This is a genomic window from Paenibacillus sp. Aloe-11, assembly GCF_000245715.1.
In the GTDB taxonomy this organism is placed as follows: Bacteria; Bacillota; Bacilli; order Paenibacillales; family Paenibacillaceae; genus Paenibacillus; species Paenibacillus kribbensis.
Window position 1 is genome coordinate 546,443 of record NZ_JH601056.1, and the last position, 16,971, is coordinate 563,413.

Here is a 16,971-nt window from a genome sequence, read left to right on the forward strand (position 1 = left end):
AGAACCATGATCAGGTCTCGTAGTAACGAACGATGATCATGATTTCATTGTACACCTTGGAAAACGCTTTATTTGGTTTTAAAACTAATAATGCACTTTTGTAATTAAAGTAATCAAAGGGAGCCTAAATCATAACCGGCCATGATTTCTTCTGCCTGTGGCAAAATACGATATTGGTACACAGGTCGTCCGATCGTACCATAAATCGTTTCCATGGCAAGCACCTCAATCTCCGTCAAAAAAGTCAGGTATTTGCGCATAGACACTCTGGATATCCCTGCACTTTCTGCAATGTCCTCGGTTGAAAATAGCGTCGCTTCATGCTGCCTGATACAATTCCATATCATGGCCAGCGTTGACTTGGTTACCCCTTTGGGCAATCGGGCCAAGTCCTTAGTAGAGCTTTTATGATATAAAAGACGGTCCAGTTCCTCCTGTGAAAGCAAACTGCTTTCACGCACGATGCTGATATGCTCCCGATAACCTGTAAGTGCCTCCAGAAAGCGATTAAAGTGGAACGGCTTAATCAAATAATCCACCGCGCCGAAATTCATCGCTTTCTTGACACTGTTCATGTCACTTGCAGCTGAGATCACAATGACATCCACATTCACTCCTGCCTCCCGTATGAATGACAGCAAATCTAGGCCGTTGCTTTCCTGCATATACACATCTAGTAAAACCAGATCAACGGCCTGCTCAGCCAAAAATTTCTTGGCCTCTTCTACAGAAGAAGCCCAGCCTTTACATTGAAACCCCTCTACTTGCTCCATATATTTGCGGTTAAATTCGGCAACCATCGGATCATCTTCTACAATCAGGACATTAATCATGTTCACCATTCCTCGTCATATATGGAATCGTAATCTCAAAACAGCACCCTTGCTCGCCCGGAATCAGCTCTACACTACCCTGTAATCTTTTCACGCTTTGCACCACCAGATAAAGCCCCATTCCCCGCGACTCTCCCTTGGTCGAAAAGCCTTTTTCAAATACCGTCTTTACGAGCTCTTCCGGTATACCTGGACCATTGTCACTCATGATACAGGTCAGACATCCGTTCTTCTGATGTTTATCATAATAAAGCGAAAGGGTAATCCGCTTATGCTGGAGAGATTCCATAGCCTCCACTGCATTATCAAACAAATTACCAAGAATAGTAATCAACTCATGAATCGTTTGGGTTTGACCCGATTCGGGCAAATAGCTCCCCGGAGTCAGTTCGAAACTCACCCCGACCTCTCTGGCCCGGCTTAATTTCCCCAGCACAAAACCCGCCATAACAGGGTCCTTAATCTGACGGGTAATGGAGCCAATCTCCACCTGATGATGCTCAACAGCATCCATAATATAATGCTCCAATTTATCGTACATTCGCAGATGTACCATCCCCATAATAACATGCAGCTTGTTCATAAATTCGTGGGCTTGTGCACGCAGTGCCTCCGTATACAGAGACACCCCTGTCAAACGCTCGGCCAGCTGCTTCATCTCTGTTTTATCCCGAAAGGTTACAATCGCTCCCACGATTTCCCCTTTTACGCGTATCGGAACACTGGTAGTAAGAAAAGTGATTCCCCCCAGCTCTATTTCCTCATCCATCTGCAGAGTGCTTGCCTCCAAGACCTCTTGCAATCGGAAAGCGGATAAATAAGCGGTAATTTCCTGTCCAGTGGACGAAAAATCTTCAATTCCCGCTTGCCTTAGCAAACGAATCGCTTCTGCATTCATTAACATGACACGTCCGGATTCATCCACCGCAATGACACCTTCCTTAATGGACTGCAGCATAGCACTGCGCTCTTCCAGCAAGCGTGCGATTTCCGGCGGTTCCAGACCGACCAGCATATTTTTGATTTTACGGGCCAGCACAACAGCCCCTCCGGTGCCGATTAACATTCCGACACCAATGGCGATAGCAATAAGGCGGTAGTTGCCTTCCTTGGCTCTCAGTACATCTTGCATGGATATACCGACGGCAATCGCTCCCAGTCGCTTCCCTGTCGAGCTGAACACGGGAGAAAAGGCGCGCATGGACAGGCCCAATGTTCCCTTCGCAACAGATACACTCTCATGACCATGAAGTGCAGTGTATTCGTCTCCTCCAACAAAGGCTTTGCCGATCATCCTGGCATCCGGGTGCGTTTTACGAATGCCCTTCATGTCCATAACGACGATAAACTGAACATGATTAGCAGATGAAACCTTCCGCACATACTCCTGCAGGGAGGAAGACGAACCGGGTTGTTGCAATTGTTCAACAATAAGAGGTGTGTGGGCGAGTGTACGTGCGATGGACATTGCCTTTTCCTCCAGCCCCATTTCGGTTTCATGCTCAACTCTGTCCGCAAACAAGAGTGTTACTGGTAAAAGTACAAGTGCCATAACGAGACAAACCAGCAGTGTAATCAGCCTTCTGAGTTTTATTTGCGGTTTCCCCCGACGCAGCTTTAGCTGTGAAATTGCGATGAGACTCACCCCTTTCTACTTAAGATTAAGCGCCAATAGCTCAGTACGCTTATACAAAAATGGTTATGTATGTGTTTACGTAAATCCAGAATAAAAAATGGAACTACCCCGCAATTGCGGAATAGTCCCCTCTGATTCATGGTTGAAGCTCCGCGATTCTTTCCTTGGATTAGTCGCCTCGGAAGGCACGCTTCACACGGTCAAAAAAGGATTGCTCATTTTCGTGTGTCTGCTCTCCGCTAAGCGCAGAGAATTGACGCAGGAGGTCCTTTTGCTCCTCACTCAGCTTGCTAGGTGTTACTACAACCACCTTAATATGCTGGTCACCCTGACCTACACCACGCAGCTTCGGCACACCTTTGCCTTTAAGACGGAAATAGGTGCCCGTTTGCGTACCCGCTGGAACTTTCAGCTTCACTTTCTCGGTCAGCGTCGGAATTTCAACTTCATCTCCCAGTGCCGCCTGCGAGAACGTCAGCGGAATTTCACAGTAGATGTCATCTCCCTCGCGCTCGAAGAAGTCATGCGACTTCACACGGAACACGACGTACAGGTCACCTGCCGGTCCTCCGTTGATACCGCCTTCGCCCTCGCCGTTGATACGCATTTGCGAGCCATCATCCACACCCGCTGGAATACGGATATGAATTTTACGTTGCTTGCGCACACGGCCAGAACCGCTACAAGTTGTACATTTTTCCTTGATGATCTTTCCTGCACCGCCGCAATTGGAGCAAGCCCGACGATTAACCATACGACCAAATGGTGTATTCTGCACCACTTCTTCCTGTCCGCTACCGTGGCAGACGGAGCAGGTTTGTGGCTTGGTGCCCGCTTTGGCTCCCGTACCGTGACACGTATCACATGTTTCCGTACGACCAATATGAATGTCGGTTTCCTTACCGAACACCGCTTCCTTGAATTCGATCGTCATCGTATATTGGAGATCATTCCCACGTTGTGGTGCATTCGGGTCACGCCGACCGTTGCCGCCACCACCAAAAAACATATCAAAAATATCGCCAAACCCGCCACCGAAGTCGGCTCCACCGAAGCCGCCTCCCATGCCCTGGTTCGGGTCTACATGACCGTATTGGTCATATCTTGCCCGCTTCTGACCATCGCTGAGAACGTCATAGGCCTCTTTCACTTCTTTAAATTTGCTTTCCGCGTCCGCAGCCTTGTTCACGTCCGGATGATACTGACGCGCAAGCTTACGGTAAGCCTTTTTGACTTCTTCATCCGAAGCGCCCTTCGCGACGCCCAGCACCTCATAATAATCACGCTTATCAGCCAATGTTCCACCCCCATGCCTACAACGCGTCTGCACTACATATAAAAGGAAAGCCAAAGGCACGGGATGACCCGGCTTTGACCTTCCCATCATTTCAAGGCAGTACAACCCGTAATATGCTTATTTATCCTGAAAATAACGGTTACTCTACAGTCTTATCGTTATTTATCAAGGCAGCTACGCTGCTAGATACTATTCAGTGTATTATAACGCACCGGTGTACTGTAATGCCACTCCCGATCCGTAGCTTAGTTTTTCTTCTCGTCTTCATTAACGATTTCATAATCTGCGTCAACCACATTGTCGCGGCCTTTGCTGTCTGCTGCGCCATTTTGGGCTTCTTCAGCCTGTGCTGCTTGAGCAGCTTGCTCGTACAGTTTTACAGACAATTGCTGAACAATTTCAGTCAGCTCTTCAGTAGCCTTTTTGATGTCTTCCAGGTTGTCGGTTTCCAGCGTTTTTTGCAGATTTTCTTTAGCTGCATTTGCCTTTTCGACTTCAGCTGCATCTGCTTTTTCGCCCAGATCTTTAATCGTTTTGTCTACGGAGTAGATCAGTTGGTCCGCAGCGTTTTTCGCTTCTACCAAATCCTTGCGTTTTTTATCTTCTTCCGCATGCAATTCGGCATCCTTCATCATACGTTCTACTTCCTCGTCGCTCAAGCCGCTGGAAGATGTGATCGTAATTTTTTGGCTCTTGCCAGTTCCTTTATCCGTAGCAGATACATTCACGATACCGTTCGCATCCAGATCAAAGGTAACTTCGATTTGCGGTACGCCACGTGGTGCCGGAGGAATATCTCCCAGTTGGAAGCGACCTAGCGTTTTGTTGCCTGCTGCCATTTCACGTTCACCTTGCAGTACATGAATTTCTACGCTAGGCTGGTTGTCGGCATACGTCGAGAATACCTGCGATTTGCTTGTAGGAATCGTTGTGTTGCGCTCGATCATTTTAGTGAATACGCCACCTGCGGTTTCAATACCCAGGGACAGTGGAGTTACGTCAAGAAGAACGACGTCTTTCACATCACCTGTCAATACGCCCGCTTGAACTGCCGCACCCAAAGCTACTACTTCATCAGGGTTTACGCCTTTATGAGGCTCTTTGCCTGTCAGTTTCTTAATTGCTTCCTGTACAGCCGGAATCCGCGTGGAACCCCCAACCAGAACGATTTTGTCGATGTCGCTTGCACTCATGCCTGCATCTTTCATCGCTTGACGAGTAGGTCCCAAAGTACGTTCTACCAGACCTTCAGACAGCTCTTCAAATTTCGCGCGAGTCAGGTTCAACTCCAAATGCTGTGGAACGCCGTCAACGACTGTAATGAACGGCAGGGAAATCGTCGTAGTCAGTACTCCGGACAGCTCTTTTTTCGCTTTTTCCGCTGCGTCTTTCAGACGTTGTACAGCTGCTTTATCTTTACTCAAGTCGATACCTTGATCTTTTTTGAACTCATTTACGAGGTAATCAATGATCACTTGGTCAAAGTCATCGCCGCCCAGCTTGTTATCACCGCTTGTTGCTTTAACTTCGAAGAAACCATCGCCCAGCTCCAGAATGGATACGTCAAATGTACCGCCACCCAGGTCATACACGAGGATCGTTTGGTCTTCGGATTTTTCCATACCGTATGCCAAGGCAGCTGCTGTCGGCTCGTTGACGATCCGCAGAACTTCCAGACCCGCGATTTTACCTGCATCCTTGGTTGCTTGACGTTGGCTGTCATTGAAGTAAGCCGGAACCGTAATAACGGCTTGAGTTACCGTTTGGCCCAGATAAGCTTCAGCATCAGATTTCAGCTTTTGCAAAATCATAGCGGAGATTTCCTGTGGGGAATACTCCTTGCCATCAATGCTTTCTTTATGGTTTGTACCCATATGGCGTTTGATTGAGATGATTGTACGATCCGGGTTCGTAATCGCTTGGCGTTTTGCCGTTTCCCCTACAGTACGTTCTCCATCTTTTTTGAAACCAACAACGGAAGGGGTTGTGCGCGCGCCTTCCGGATTTGGAATAACGACGGCTTCGCCGCCCTCCATAACAGCTACACAAGAGTTGGTTGTACCTAAGTCAATACCGATTACTTTACTCATCGGATAATTCCTCCTTCTGTATATACGAGGCCCGCAGGCCAGAATGGTTGAATTTCAATTCATGTGCTGCTAAATGTATATTGAAAAAGCTACATGCTTACTTTTACCATGGCTGGACGAAGTACCTTGTCCTTCAGCATGTATCCTTTTTGCACCTCTTCAACGACGATGCCTTCCTCATGCTCTTCGCTTTCCACCTGCATAATGGCCTGATGGAAATCAGGATTAAACGGTTGACCCACTGAATTCATGGCCGTCACTCCCTCAGCCTGAAGCACGCCCTCAAACTGGCGGAAAATCATCTCTACGCCCTTGGCGAACGACTCAGTCTCTGCTCCCTGCTGTGCTGTTGCCAGCGCACGCTCGAAGTTATCGAGAACAGGTACCAGCTCGGTGACCAGCTTCATAGACGCATACTTAGCGAGTTCTTCTTTCTCTTTTAACGTGCGGCGACGGAAATTGTCAAAATCCGCCTGTGCGCGCAAAAACCGCTGTTGATGCTCCTCAGCCTCTGCACGAAGCTTTGCCACCTCTGTGTCTTCTTCCTGGGCTTCCAGTCCTGCCGCTTCATTCACCGACTCTTCCTGCTCCTGGATCGTCTCGGTAGCTTCCTCTGTGCTTACATTTTGTTGTTTTTCTTCTTGGAACGCTTGTTCTTCCTTCAAAATGTTTCACCTCCTTCAAGTTGTAACTACCCTTACAAAAACACGCAGCAATACATCCGCGCAGGATACAAAACGTTTCCGAGCGCGGAACATGTAGAACTATAAACTGCGTATTCTTGTTCTATTTAAACCGCTGCGTAAGCATTACGGTCAAATCCTTAGATAGAATATCCAGAATGTTAATCACTCTCGCATACTCCATCCGCGTCGGTCCCAGTATACCTATGGTGCCCAACGCTTCCCCATCTATCGCATACGTAGCGGTGATCAGACTGCAATTGGCAAACGCCTCATGATCATTTTCCGTACCGATGCGCACCTGCATTTCAGGCGCTCCGGGAACAGGTGTCATCAGTTTAAGTAGCGTTGGTGTTTCCTCCAGCAGATCAAGAATATGTTTAACCTTTTCTACATCTTTAAACTCAGGCTGATTGAGCATGTTCGTGGCACCACTCAAATACAGGCGCTGATCTGATTCATTATCCAGTGCTTTATCCAGTACCTTCATAGCGTCCTCAAAATGAGACACATGCTTCTCCATTTCCTGACCAAGCGCAGTGTAAAGACGTGATTTAAGCTGATAAATCGGCACACCGACCAGCTTGCTGTTCAGTAAATTCACAACTTTCTCCATCTCGGAAATCGAAATTCCCGGCGGAATATCCACCGTCTTATTCTCCACCTGACCGGTATTGGTCACAATAATCGCCACAGCCGTCGTTTCGTTGAGCGGCAATAGCTGAAAGTGACGCAATGAAGTATGAAAAACCTCCGGCCCAAGCAGGATGGAAGTATAATTGGTCATATGAGACAAAATGCCGGACGCATGCTGGATCACTTGCTCCATTACATTCAGCTTTTCGGCGTAAAAGGCTTTGAGTTCCCGCATTTCCACAGGCTTCAGTGTATTCAGTGGCACCAGATGGTCCACATAATAGCGATAGCCTTTATGAGACGGGATGCGTCCCGCAGAAGTGTGGGGTTGCTCCAGATAGCCCTGTTCCTCCAAATCCGACATTTCGTTGCGGATCGTGGCGGGGCTGAATCCGACATCCTGCCTTTTGGATATGCTGCGGGAACCCACTGGTTCAGCCGAACGAATGTAGTCATCAATAATTGCATTCAAAATGAGTCTCTGACGTTCGGTTAACAAGTGAATCCCCCCTTATTGTTATCCATAATAGCCTGATTGTAAAATGGAATCATTAGCACTCGTTCGCGATGAGTGCTAACCATTAATACAAAAATACCAAACGGACCTGATCATTGTCAAGTCAGATCAGTATTTTCAATAATGTAGGCTGAACTCTAAAGTTTCTACCGTGCCACTACGCAGCCGGATGGTGCTTCCCATCGCCACCGCCCCCAGATTTCTTGAATAAATTTTTCGGTAAGGTAGAAATCCGGGGACAAAAGCGACCGCTTCGCTTGTACAGCACCATTCCGTCTGCTCCGTTTATGTTCATTTTTCGAATTTAACTTATAAAACTTTAGAATATATCAATTTAAAAGTAATTATCAATATTACTTGCGTTGAAATAGCCTAATTTCAACTTGCTAATTATTTGGTCCTCCGTTAAATTATTTACAATAATTTCTCTTTCGAGATTCTCCAGCCAAGCAATTTTCATGCGTTTCATAAAAATAGCCAACAAAAATTGAAATAGTATTACAATAATGACCATGACTAAACCATCAAAAATTTGTTTCCACAGTATATTATTAAAGTTGTAATTTAAACAAATATAACTTGTTATTAAAAAAGTCATTATTAGCTTTATGAGATAACTAAATAGAAACCTAATAATAAAAATCAACAACTTTTCATGAAGTTTATGCACTTCAATTATAGGATGACTTTTTTCATAATTCACATCGGTAGATTGGTACTCCTCAAATTTCCCCGTCCTATGCGAATCAATAATACGCTTGCAAGTAGGTACTACTTCAAATAAATACCGTATACAATATATTATAAAATATAGAATAAAACACAAATTCTTTGATTGAAATAGAAAATATACATTGGGTCCTAAAAATGATAGAAGCATAATTAGCTGATATCTCCACAAAATTGCTAATCCTTTTATTTCAATTGAACTGGTAGGGGAACCATACTTTTTTATTTTTCTTTGCCTATAATAGCTGTTAAAAAAGTCGAAAAGTGTGGTTGCTGTATTACCGAATAGTACATATCCAATTAAAACGGTTTTCCAATTTTTTTGGATTGCTGCGATATCTGGATATACCCAATAAGCAAGACCCATAACTGCCAAAAGCAAAGTCCAATTAGTAATACCACTTGAAATAATTTTTTGCCGTTCTCTGTCTTGTAGCCTATTAACATAATCAAGCCAGTCTTTTTGTAATTTCATTCTTTCCATAATTTTATGTCCTTAATATAATTATTTATGGCTTTGATACCTATAAGCAAACGTATCAACTTGCTTATTTAATGAATAGATTAAGATATGCAGCAGCCTTGTATAAGTACAAACACCGAGTTCCATTAGACGGCTCTTTATACTTTTATAATGACACTGATGTTCATAAGGACAGTCCGATAAAGAATTTAAACGGAATTCCTCCTGAATTATATCCCCATCATCAATTCATTTGGTGGTTGCTCAAAACATTAAACAAATGAGCATAAATAAACAATGTAAACTGTATAAACACAGCACACCATTACGACCTAACGAAAAAAAGAACTAACCTCATTGCTTACAGGTTAGTTCAGTATTTTCAGCACTGCGATTTCATCGCAGTTATTTTGTTTGCTACAGTGAATGCAATCAGTCCATACCTTTTCAGGGAAAATCTCTTTGTTTACGACATCAAAACCGTTTTTTATAAAAAAGGAGACCTCATAGGTCAAAGCCATAATTTTAGGGATACGTTGTCGCCTTGCTTCTATAATAAGGCCCTCTACGAGCTTGGAGCCAATGCCCATTCCTTTATATCCCTCAGAGATGCCAAGGGAGCGAATCTCTACCAAATCAGCGCCCAGTTTGCATAAAGAACCACAACCCACGACTTCGCCGTCCACTTCTGCAACAATAAACAGCTCCAGTTGGCGCGTAAGCACTTCCCTTGAACGTGGCAGCATAATCCCTCGCTCCGCATAGCCGCTAATCATTTGATATAAAGGCTCCACATCTTCAGGAACCGCACTTCTGCACAACACATCTTTACACACTGAAGCCATCTTGCTCTCCCCCTGCCGCTTGCCGCATATAATGAATAAATATACAACATTACGCATAGAATCGCAATACTCCACTTACCCTGCTGTGACAGAATGATGTTATCAATAGATCGCTCCAGCTTGCGAAGTTGAAACGTGCTGTATTGAAGCTTATCCTTATGAATTTATGGACCTATGAATTTACCGTAATAGAACCGATGAACTCTGCAAATACATCATTTCCGAATAAAATACCGCGTTCGCTCAGACGGTAACCATCCTCGACTGCTTCGATCAACCCCGCATTCAGCATTTTCCCGAGAGGGACTGTGAACGTATCTTCCAACGCCTGACCAAATTGAGCTTCAAAGCGGGATTTGGATACGCCCTCCAACATTCTCAGGCCAACCATAAGAAAGTCCTCCATCGCCTCCGCTGCTGGCACCTCAAAGCTGTCCAGACGGGGCAGACCGTTACGAGTAGCCTCTACATATGGAGTAACGCCCTTAATGTTCATATGACGTTCTCTGCCAACATATCCATGCGCCCCGGCGCCGAGACCGTAATAGTCCTCATTACGCCAATAGGTCATATTGTGCTTACTGCCCAAACCAGGTTTCGCAAAATTGCTAATCTCGTACTGCTCATAACCCGCTTCTTTCATACGGCGCATGAGAAGCAAGTACATTTCCAATTCATCATCCTCATGTGGAAGTGGAAGCTGATTTTTCTGGTATAGCGTGTGGAAGAGCGTATTTTCTTCAACCTTTAAGCTATAGATAGAGTAATGAGGGAGCTCCAGCTCCAGCGCTCTACTGACGCTCTCATTCAGCATGTCCACGGTTTGGTTCGGCAAGCCGAACATCAGGTCAATCGACAGATTGTCCAATCCGACCTTACGTGCATTTTCCAGACTACGATATACATCATCTGTATTATGAATGCGACCAATACCTGTAAGCAGCTCATTCTGAAAAGCCTGCACTCCGAAGCTGAGTCGGTTGACACCGCCCTCTTTCATCACGGAGAGTTTTTCATAATCGGTTGTACCCGGATTGGCTTCCATGGAAAATTCGATATCCTCCGACCAGTTCGGGAAGTAGGTTCGAACACTTTTCAGGAAATATTCCATTTCCTTCGGATTGAGCGTGGTTGGCGTTCCGCCCCCGACAAAAATCGTTTTGATTTCTCCTGGGGGGTGAAGCTTAACCGTATTTTCCATCTCCCGTTCCAGTGCATACAGGTATTCCATAACCGGCTGGTCCTTAAGCACATAAGAGTTAAAGTCACAGTAAAAGCATTTATTCGTGCAAAAGGGTATATGCAGATAAACCGCTTGAGGCGCGGATGAATGTTCATGTTTTGGTATGGATGCGGTCATTCCGATCCTCCTTGTCAATTCAGGGAATAGTAAAAAAAATGCGCCGAGGTCGAGATCAACCGCTTCGTGTCCCATTTGATCTTCCGATCGCTGTTACTCCCCAATTTTTTTTATAGGCCCTCTTACGGTTAAAATTGGGGAGTAAAGGCGAACGCTACGCTTCTCCAGATTCAAATGGGCCATTCCGCTGCTGCCCACCGTCAATCGGCCATTTTTTATGGTGTAGGTGTTGCAGTAAAAGTAAAAACCTCTTTCATAGACACCATCGCTATACAATTCGTTGGCTCAGTTTAAGAGTAGAGAAAGGGCCTCCATCTCTGAATAGCTTGCTCAAATAAAGAAAGCCCATTCTCCATGCATGGCTAATGCCCCATGAAAGAATGGACGAATACTTCAAGCAGCTTTACTCATCTATTTTCAGTACCGCCATAAATGCTTCCTGAGGTACTTCTACGTTACCCACCTGCTTCATGCGCTTCTTGCCTTCTTTTTGCTTCTCAAGCAGCTTCCGTTTACGGGAAATATCGCCGCCATAGCATTTGGCCAAGACGTTTTTACGCATAGCCTTAACGGTTTCACGCGCAACAACCTTTGTTCCGACAGATGCCTGAATCGGCACCTCGAACATTTGACGCGGAATGAGCTCGCGCAGCTTCTCACAAATGATACGTCCGCGATGGTAAGCCCGCTCTTTATGCACGATGAACGACAGTGCATCGACCTGCTCGCCATTCAACAGAATATCCATTTTCACCAGATTGGACTGGCGATAGCCTGAAATCTCATAATCAAAGGAAGCATAACCTTTGGTACTGGATTTAAGCTGATCGAAGAAATCATACACGATTTCAGACAGCGGAATCTGATACGTTATGGTTACCCGTGTCGTATCCAGATACTCCATATTCACGTACTCGCCGCGCTTGCTCTGGCAAAGTTCCATGACTGTACCTACGTAATCATTAGGCACAATAATGCCTGCCTTTACATACGGCTCTTCCACATGCTCGATCCGTCCTACTTCCGGGTAATTGGACGGGTTATCAATTTCAATGGTTTCCCCATTGGTCAATTGTACACGGTAAATAACGCTTGGTGCCGTTGTAATCAGCGGAATATTGAACTCACGCTCAATACGTTCCTGAATAACGTCCATATGAAGCAAACCGAGGAAACCGCAACGGAAGCCGAAGCCCAGCGCGCTGGATGTTTCCGGCTCAAAACTGAGCGAAGCATCGTTCAGCTGCAGCTTTTCAAGCGCCTCACGCAGATCGTTATACTCGGACGTTTCGATTGGATAGAGACCGCAATATACCATCGGATTGATCTTTCGATAGCCTGGCATCGGTTCTGGTGTTGGATTTTTTGCATCCGTCACGGTATCCCCGACACGTGTATCGCCCACATGCTTAATCCCGGCAACGATAAAGCCAACATCACCGACATTCAGTTCGTTTACAATACTCATGCGGGGCATAAATGCTCCGACCTCGATGACCTCAAACGTTTTGTCCGTCGCCATCATCTTGATTTTCGAGCCTGCACGGATACTGCCATCCACAACACGTACATATACGATAACGCCTTTATAAGGATCATAATGCGAATCGAAAATAAGCGCCTTGAGCGGATTATCCGGATTTCCTTGCGGAGCAGGCACACTTCTGACTACCTGTTCCAGAATTTCCTTGATACCGATTCCAGCTTTGGCTGAAGCATGTACGGTTTCGCTTGTGTCCAAGCCGATAACATCCTCAATTTCCTGCTTTACCCGTTCGGGATCGGCACTCGGCAAATCAATTTTGTTAAGCACCGGCAAAATTTCCAGATTGTTGTCCAGCGCCAAATAGACGTTAGCGAGTGTCTGTGCCTCAATCCCCTGGGCTGCGTCTACTACCAGCAAAGCACCTTCGCAGGCAGCCAAGCTACGGGATACCTCATACGTAAAATCGACGTGTCCCGGTGTGTCAATCAAATTCAAAATGTACTCTTCGCCGTCATCGGCCTTATAAGTGAGTCGCACTGCCTGGAGCTTGATCGTAATCCCGCGCTCCCGCTCCAGCTCCATCTGATCAAGCACCTGCTCCTGCATTTCACGGGAAGTGAGTGCACCGGTGTACTCCAGAATCCGGTCAGCCAGCGTGGATTTGCCATGGTCTATATGTGCAATGATACTAAAGTTCCGAATTTTACGTTGTCTTGCCAAAATGTCAGTCATGCCTTACCCCCACACAATGCCTAGTGTCAATCAGCTTATTATAGCAGTTGTAAGGGGGGTCAGCAATATTTCTATTCGGTTACTCCATCAAATACAGACACGACCCAGCGAATCCCCTTCCTCGACAGGTTTTGCAGCAGCCCAGCCGTTTTGTCTGCCATCGTATCCACCGAAGCCGGTTGCGCCTTGACGGCTAGCAGTTCACGAGGTGTCTCTCGGCTCTGCCGGGTACTGGTATCCTGTGCAGTTGTCGTATACCATTCACGTGTCTCACGTGCATACTGATCCTCATTGCGTTCATCAGTATTCGCTTCATTCATGCCGGTTTGCGGCTTAATTTCGACAGTTCCACTTGCGTCATTCGTACGGCTATAGACACGGACATTGGCTGCCGGAGTATCCTCAATAACCGTCTGCTCATATTCGGCCTTCTGTTGATTAATGGATTGAATCGGGTCCCGGTCCCATTCCGGTCCATAGACTGAGCGCAGGCCAGAGCCTGCCAATTGCATACCAAGTAACACGCCTACCCCAATCAGAAGCACAAATCCAAGCGCTTTTTTACGAAAATGTCCGGACATTATTTTTTCCCCTCTCCACTTTCACCCTTCCACTGTCAAACCGCCTTCATTTAATTGCCACTGTTGCTCTTTTTGGTATCCGATACATTCGTGCCCGCTTTCTGCGCTTTTTGGTCCTCCCAATACACTTCGCTGATCATATCCGCCAAAACGTCCGAGGTACGCTTCAACTCCTCCTCGGTGTTATCGATACCACCAATTTCAATCAAAATGCTATGGGGAGACAGGCTTTGGTTGTACTCTCCATTGTTGCCTTTACCACCATCTTTTCCCCATACTCCGCGTGATACGCCGTGATACGATTTTTCCAGCTTTTCATGAATACGGGCAGCGAAAGCTTCATTTTTGCGCCAGTTTTTATTGTCATGACCGATAATGAAATAGACTTTGGCATAAGAAAGTCCATTAATGGTGGCTGTCGTTTTACTATGACGCTGGGAATCTCTGTGGATATCAAGCAGATAAGTTAAATCCTTATTGCTCGCCAAGGCTTCCTTGACGGTTTCACGTGAATATTTATAGGAGTAGTTCCAATTGTAATTTTGCACTACGGAGGCATAGTCCTTGTTTACATGCAGCGTGTTTATTCCTTGCTTCTCCAGTCTCTTTTTCACAAAGTCCCCCACCCTTGATACATTCGCCGATTTAGAACCGGAATTGGGATTGGAACTGGTTTTGCTGAGTAGTGGGTTATACGCTTCTCTGGGATGAGAATGGTAGATTAATATACGCTTTTCTCCTTTGGCTGTATCACCTGAATCATCCTCTTTTGCAGGGTCCGTTTCCGGTGTTGTCGGCAAATCTGGCGTAGCAGCATCATGATTCGGCGGGTTCGCAGAAGCATCTGCGCCACCGGGAGCATCCGTCGTTCCCTGATCGGGCTGATAATCTGCCGGAGCCTCTACCTTGTCGTTCCCTGATCCCTTGCGCAGCAAGACAGGCGCATCTGCAGACATGCCGGGAATTTCGCGGGAAATAAGACTTTTCGGATCTTGTGGGTTAATGCCTGTAAGCATTTGAAAAACAAAAGGCGACCACTGTTCACCCGACAACGAAGATTGTTGCTTTTTCTGTGCCAGATGCGGCACCTCCATACCAAGCAGATCCGCAAAAAAACCGCTGGACACCGAACCTGCGAATCCTTTCATCGAAGAAACGGGAGATGTTTGCAAACGATTTTCGGCCAGTCCCCCTAGCCCCAGTACGACAAATAAAAGCGCCGAGCCCATAATAAGCAGCACTAGCGTATGTCCCATCGCCAAAATTTCGATACCCTTTCTTCTCCATCTTCCGACGTTCCAGGTCTGAATTTTTTTCATGTGAGCCTTGTCCTCCTTCGTCCCGTCGAAACCCGCTTTTACATTCGGAACATAGGGTTCCCATCTGCTGCGGAAATCTCTTATACTTCAACTCTATGAACGAAGAACAATTGCTAGAACAACAAAAAATCTCTATCCACAGGTAGAGCCCATCCCTTTTTGAGAGAGATAGGTTACCTGTTAAATAGAGAATTGGGTGTTTAGGAAAGATGATTTGACTAACCTTGCATTAATGCGTATAAGCGGCGACATTGCCGGGATCAACAGCCTCATGCAGAGCAGCGTTCAGCCCGGTTGCAATGATATTCGCGATATCCTCAATAAATTCATCAATCTCTTTAGGGGTCACAATCAGATCATGCCCCAACGGTTGAAGCACCTCTCTCACCAGCCCGAGTCTCTCAGGCTCTGAAATATCGTCCAGCATCCCCAGTATCGCCTTCGTAGGTGCTTTTTCTTTGGCAAAATGTGTTTTCATCAATTCAATTACATTATTTACGATGGTTGAAGCGTAGCATACCGTAGGCACGCCGATGGCAATGCATGGAACACCCATAATATCCTTGGTGATGCCGCGTCGCTTGTTGCCAATTCCTGATCCCGGGTGTATCCCGATATCTGCCACCTGAATGGTCGTATTGACGCGCTCCAGTGAACGTGACGCTAGAGCATCAATAGCAATAATCAGCTCTGGCTTTGTGCGATCTACGATGCCTTGCACAATTTCACTGGACTCGATGCCCGTAATACCGAGAACACCCGGTGCAATGGCGCTTACATCCCGATAGCCCGGGTTGACCTGATCAGGCGTTAATTCAAAATATTGACGGGTTACCATCAGATTTTCAACGACAAGCGGGCCCAGCGAATCGGGAGTGACGTTCCAGTTCCCAAGACCGACCACAAGTACCCGTGCCGTTTTGGAGATACCTATTTTTTGTATAAAATGCTCCATCTCTTTCGCAAATGCAACAGCTACTCGTTCCTGGAGCCCGGTATCACCCCCACGTAATCCAGGTACTTCCAGCGTGATATAATGCCCTTGTACCCGTCCAATACGATTAGCCCCTTCTTCATTAAGTACATCCAGACGCGTAATTTTAATCCCGTTATCTTCCTCTACGTCCTCACTGATGCCCGCCAGCGGTACAGGCTGATCCCGTGCTGCCAGCTCTCTTGCCTCCAGTGCCAAATCCGTGCGTACCGCATACTTCTGCAAGTCCAGATCCATCTTTTAAACCTCCTTGTATACCATCTCTGGCTATAGTGTGCGAGACACCCAACAGGTTTATGCACATCCATTTTCATCCTGTCATTTGCGTAGCCGCAGAATGTTTTCTTATTGCATTTTGAGGTGTAGCGTGCTAAAATATTTTAAGTTGTGAAACGTTTGTGTTCATAAGTAATGCCTTTACAGGAGGTGAATGTAATGCCAAACATTAAATCCGCTATCAAACGCGTTAAAACGAGCGACAAACGCCGTGCGTTGAACGCTTCCCAAAAATCCGCGCTTCGTACAGCAGTAAAAGCTGCCGATACAGCGTTGGTGGGTAACGAAGCTGAAGTTGCTGCTGCTGCTTTCAAAGTAGCTTCCCAAAAGCTGGACAAGGCTGTAACTAAAGGTCTGATCCACAAAAATGCAGCTGCTCGCAAGAAATCCCGCTTGGCGAAAAAACTTAACGCTCTTACAGCTCAAGCGTAAGCAAGAGCTACTTTTATACGTTAATGAAAAAATCCTGACCAGCCTCGGCTGATCAGGATTTT

At 46.1% G+C, this 16,971-nt stretch carries 14 protein-coding genes; 1 reads left to right on the top strand and 13 read right to left on the bottom strand.

What is annotated here, in order from left to right; translation table 11 throughout:
• Positions 1–113: 113 nt before the first annotated feature.
• The 13 genes from dcuR to gpr form a co-directional block, all read right to left on the bottom strand.
• On the bottom strand, positions 114–833 hold the full coding sequence (gene dcuR / locus WG8_RS16020; RefSeq protein ID WP_007431272.1) for a two-component system response regulator DcuR: 720 nt from the start codon (positions 831–833) through the stop codon (positions 114–116).
• Positions 826–2,478, bottom strand: a complete 1,653-nt coding sequence (gene dcuS / locus WG8_RS16025) for a DcuS/MalK family sensor histidine kinase (RefSeq protein ID WP_083837586.1) — start codon at positions 2,476–2,478, stop codon at positions 826–828. The genes dcuR and dcuS overlap by 8 nt, the downstream gene beginning before the upstream one ends.
• A gap of 160 nt (positions 2,479–2,638) precedes the next feature.
• Positions 2,639–3,766 (bottom strand): molecular chaperone DnaJ, encoded by a 1,128-nt coding sequence (gene dnaJ, locus WG8_RS16030; RefSeq protein ID WP_007431274.1) that lies wholly within the window; start codon positions 3,764–3,766, stop codon positions 2,639–2,641.
• A gap of 245 nt (positions 3,767–4,011) precedes the next feature.
• Positions 4,012–5,856 carry a molecular chaperone DnaK gene (dnaK, locus tag WG8_RS16035; RefSeq protein ID WP_007431275.1) on the bottom strand — a complete coding sequence of 615 codons (1,845 nt, stop codon included), beginning with the start codon at positions 5,854–5,856 and terminating at the stop codon, positions 4,012–4,014.
• Between the two features lie 89 nt (positions 5,857–5,945).
• Positions 5,946–6,521, bottom strand: coding sequence for a nucleotide exchange factor GrpE (grpE, locus tag WG8_RS16040; protein ID WP_007431276.1), 576 nt, complete (start codon positions 6,519–6,521; stop codon positions 5,946–5,948).
• A 121-nt stretch (positions 6,522–6,642) separates the two neighbouring features.
• Entirely contained in the window at positions 6,643–7,674 is a 1,032-nt protein-coding gene (hrcA, locus tag WG8_RS16045; RefSeq protein WP_007431277.1) for a heat-inducible transcriptional repressor HrcA, read from the bottom strand.
• A gap of 352 nt (positions 7,675–8,026) precedes the next feature.
• Entirely contained in the window at positions 8,027–8,905 is an 879-nt protein-coding gene (locus tag WG8_RS16050; RefSeq protein WP_043891109.1) for a hypothetical protein, read from the bottom strand.
• 347 nt (positions 8,906–9,252) lie between these two features.
• Positions 9,253–9,729: an N-acetyltransferase gene (locus WG8_RS16055; RefSeq protein WP_007431279.1), complete on the bottom strand. Its 477-nt coding sequence runs from the start codon at positions 9,727–9,729 to the stop codon at positions 9,253–9,255.
• 172 nt (positions 9,730–9,901) lie between these two features.
• On the bottom strand, positions 9,902–11,089 hold the full coding sequence (hemW, locus tag WG8_RS16060; RefSeq protein WP_007431280.1) for a radical SAM family heme chaperone HemW: 1,188 nt from the start codon (positions 11,087–11,089) through the stop codon (positions 9,902–9,904).
• Positions 11,090–11,492: 403 nt separating this feature from the next.
• Positions 11,493–13,307: a translation elongation factor 4 gene (gene lepA, locus WG8_RS16065; protein WP_007431281.1), complete on the bottom strand. Its 1,815-nt coding sequence runs from the start codon at positions 13,305–13,307 to the stop codon at positions 11,493–11,495.
• Positions 13,308–13,378: 71 nt separating this feature from the next.
• Positions 13,379–13,888 (bottom strand): DUF3679 domain-containing protein, encoded by a 510-nt coding sequence (locus tag WG8_RS16070; RefSeq protein WP_007431282.1) that lies wholly within the window; start codon positions 13,886–13,888, stop codon positions 13,379–13,381.
• A 50-nt stretch (positions 13,889–13,938) separates the two neighbouring features.
• Positions 13,939–15,207 carry a stage II sporulation protein P gene (locus tag WG8_RS16075; RefSeq protein WP_007431283.1) on the bottom strand — a complete coding sequence of 423 codons (1,269 nt, stop codon included), beginning with the start codon at positions 15,205–15,207 and terminating at the stop codon, positions 13,939–13,941.
• 229 nt (positions 15,208–15,436) lie between these two features.
• Complete coding sequence (gene gpr / locus WG8_RS16080) at positions 15,437–16,438, bottom strand: GPR endopeptidase (protein ID WP_007431284.1); 1,002 nt, start codon at positions 16,436–16,438, stop codon at positions 15,437–15,439.
• 198 nt (positions 16,439–16,636) lie between these two features.
• Here gpr and rpsT point away from each other — a divergent pair, with 198 nt between their 5' ends.
• On the top strand, positions 16,637–16,909 hold the full coding sequence (rpsT, locus tag WG8_RS16085) for a 30S ribosomal protein S20 (RefSeq protein WP_007431285.1): 273 nt from the start codon (positions 16,637–16,639) through the stop codon (positions 16,907–16,909).
• Positions 16,910–16,971 lie beyond the last annotated feature (62 nt).

Bases quoted from the DNA above. Each gene is read 5' to 3' on its own strand.
- lepA (WP_007431281.1), bottom strand. From the start codon at position 13,307: ATGACTGACATTTTGGCAAGACAACGTAAAATTCGGAACTTTAGTATC.
- WG8_RS16075 (WP_007431283.1), bottom strand. From the start codon at position 15,207: ATGAAAAAAATTCAGACCTGGAACGTCGGAAGATGGAGAAGAAAGGGT.
- WG8_RS16070 (WP_007431282.1), bottom strand. From the start codon at position 13,888: ATGTCCGGACATTTTCGTAAAAAAGCGCTTGGATTTGTGCTTCTGATT.
- gpr (WP_007431284.1), bottom strand. From the start codon at position 16,438: ATGGATCTGGACTTGCAGAAGTATGCGGTACGCACGGATTTGGCACTG.
- hemW (WP_007431280.1), bottom strand. From the start codon at position 11,089: ATGACCGCATCCATACCAAAACATGAACATTCATCCGCGCCTCAAGCG.
- WG8_RS16055 (WP_007431279.1), bottom strand. From the start codon at position 9,729: ATGGCTTCAGTGTGTAAAGATGTGTTGTGCAGAAGTGCGGTTCCTGAA.
- dcuR (WP_007431272.1), bottom strand. From the start codon at position 833: ATGATTAATGTCCTGATTGTAGAAGATGATCCGATGGTTGCCGAATTT.
- dnaK (WP_007431275.1), bottom strand. From the start codon at position 5,856: ATGAGTAAAGTAATCGGTATTGACTTAGGTACAACCAACTCTTGTGTA.
- WG8_RS16050 (WP_043891109.1), bottom strand. From the start codon at position 8,905: ATGGAAAGAATGAAATTACAAAAAGACTGGCTTGATTATGTTAATAGG.
- rpsT (WP_007431285.1), top strand. From the start codon at position 16,637: ATGCCAAACATTAAATCCGCTATCAAACGCGTTAAAACGAGCGACAAA.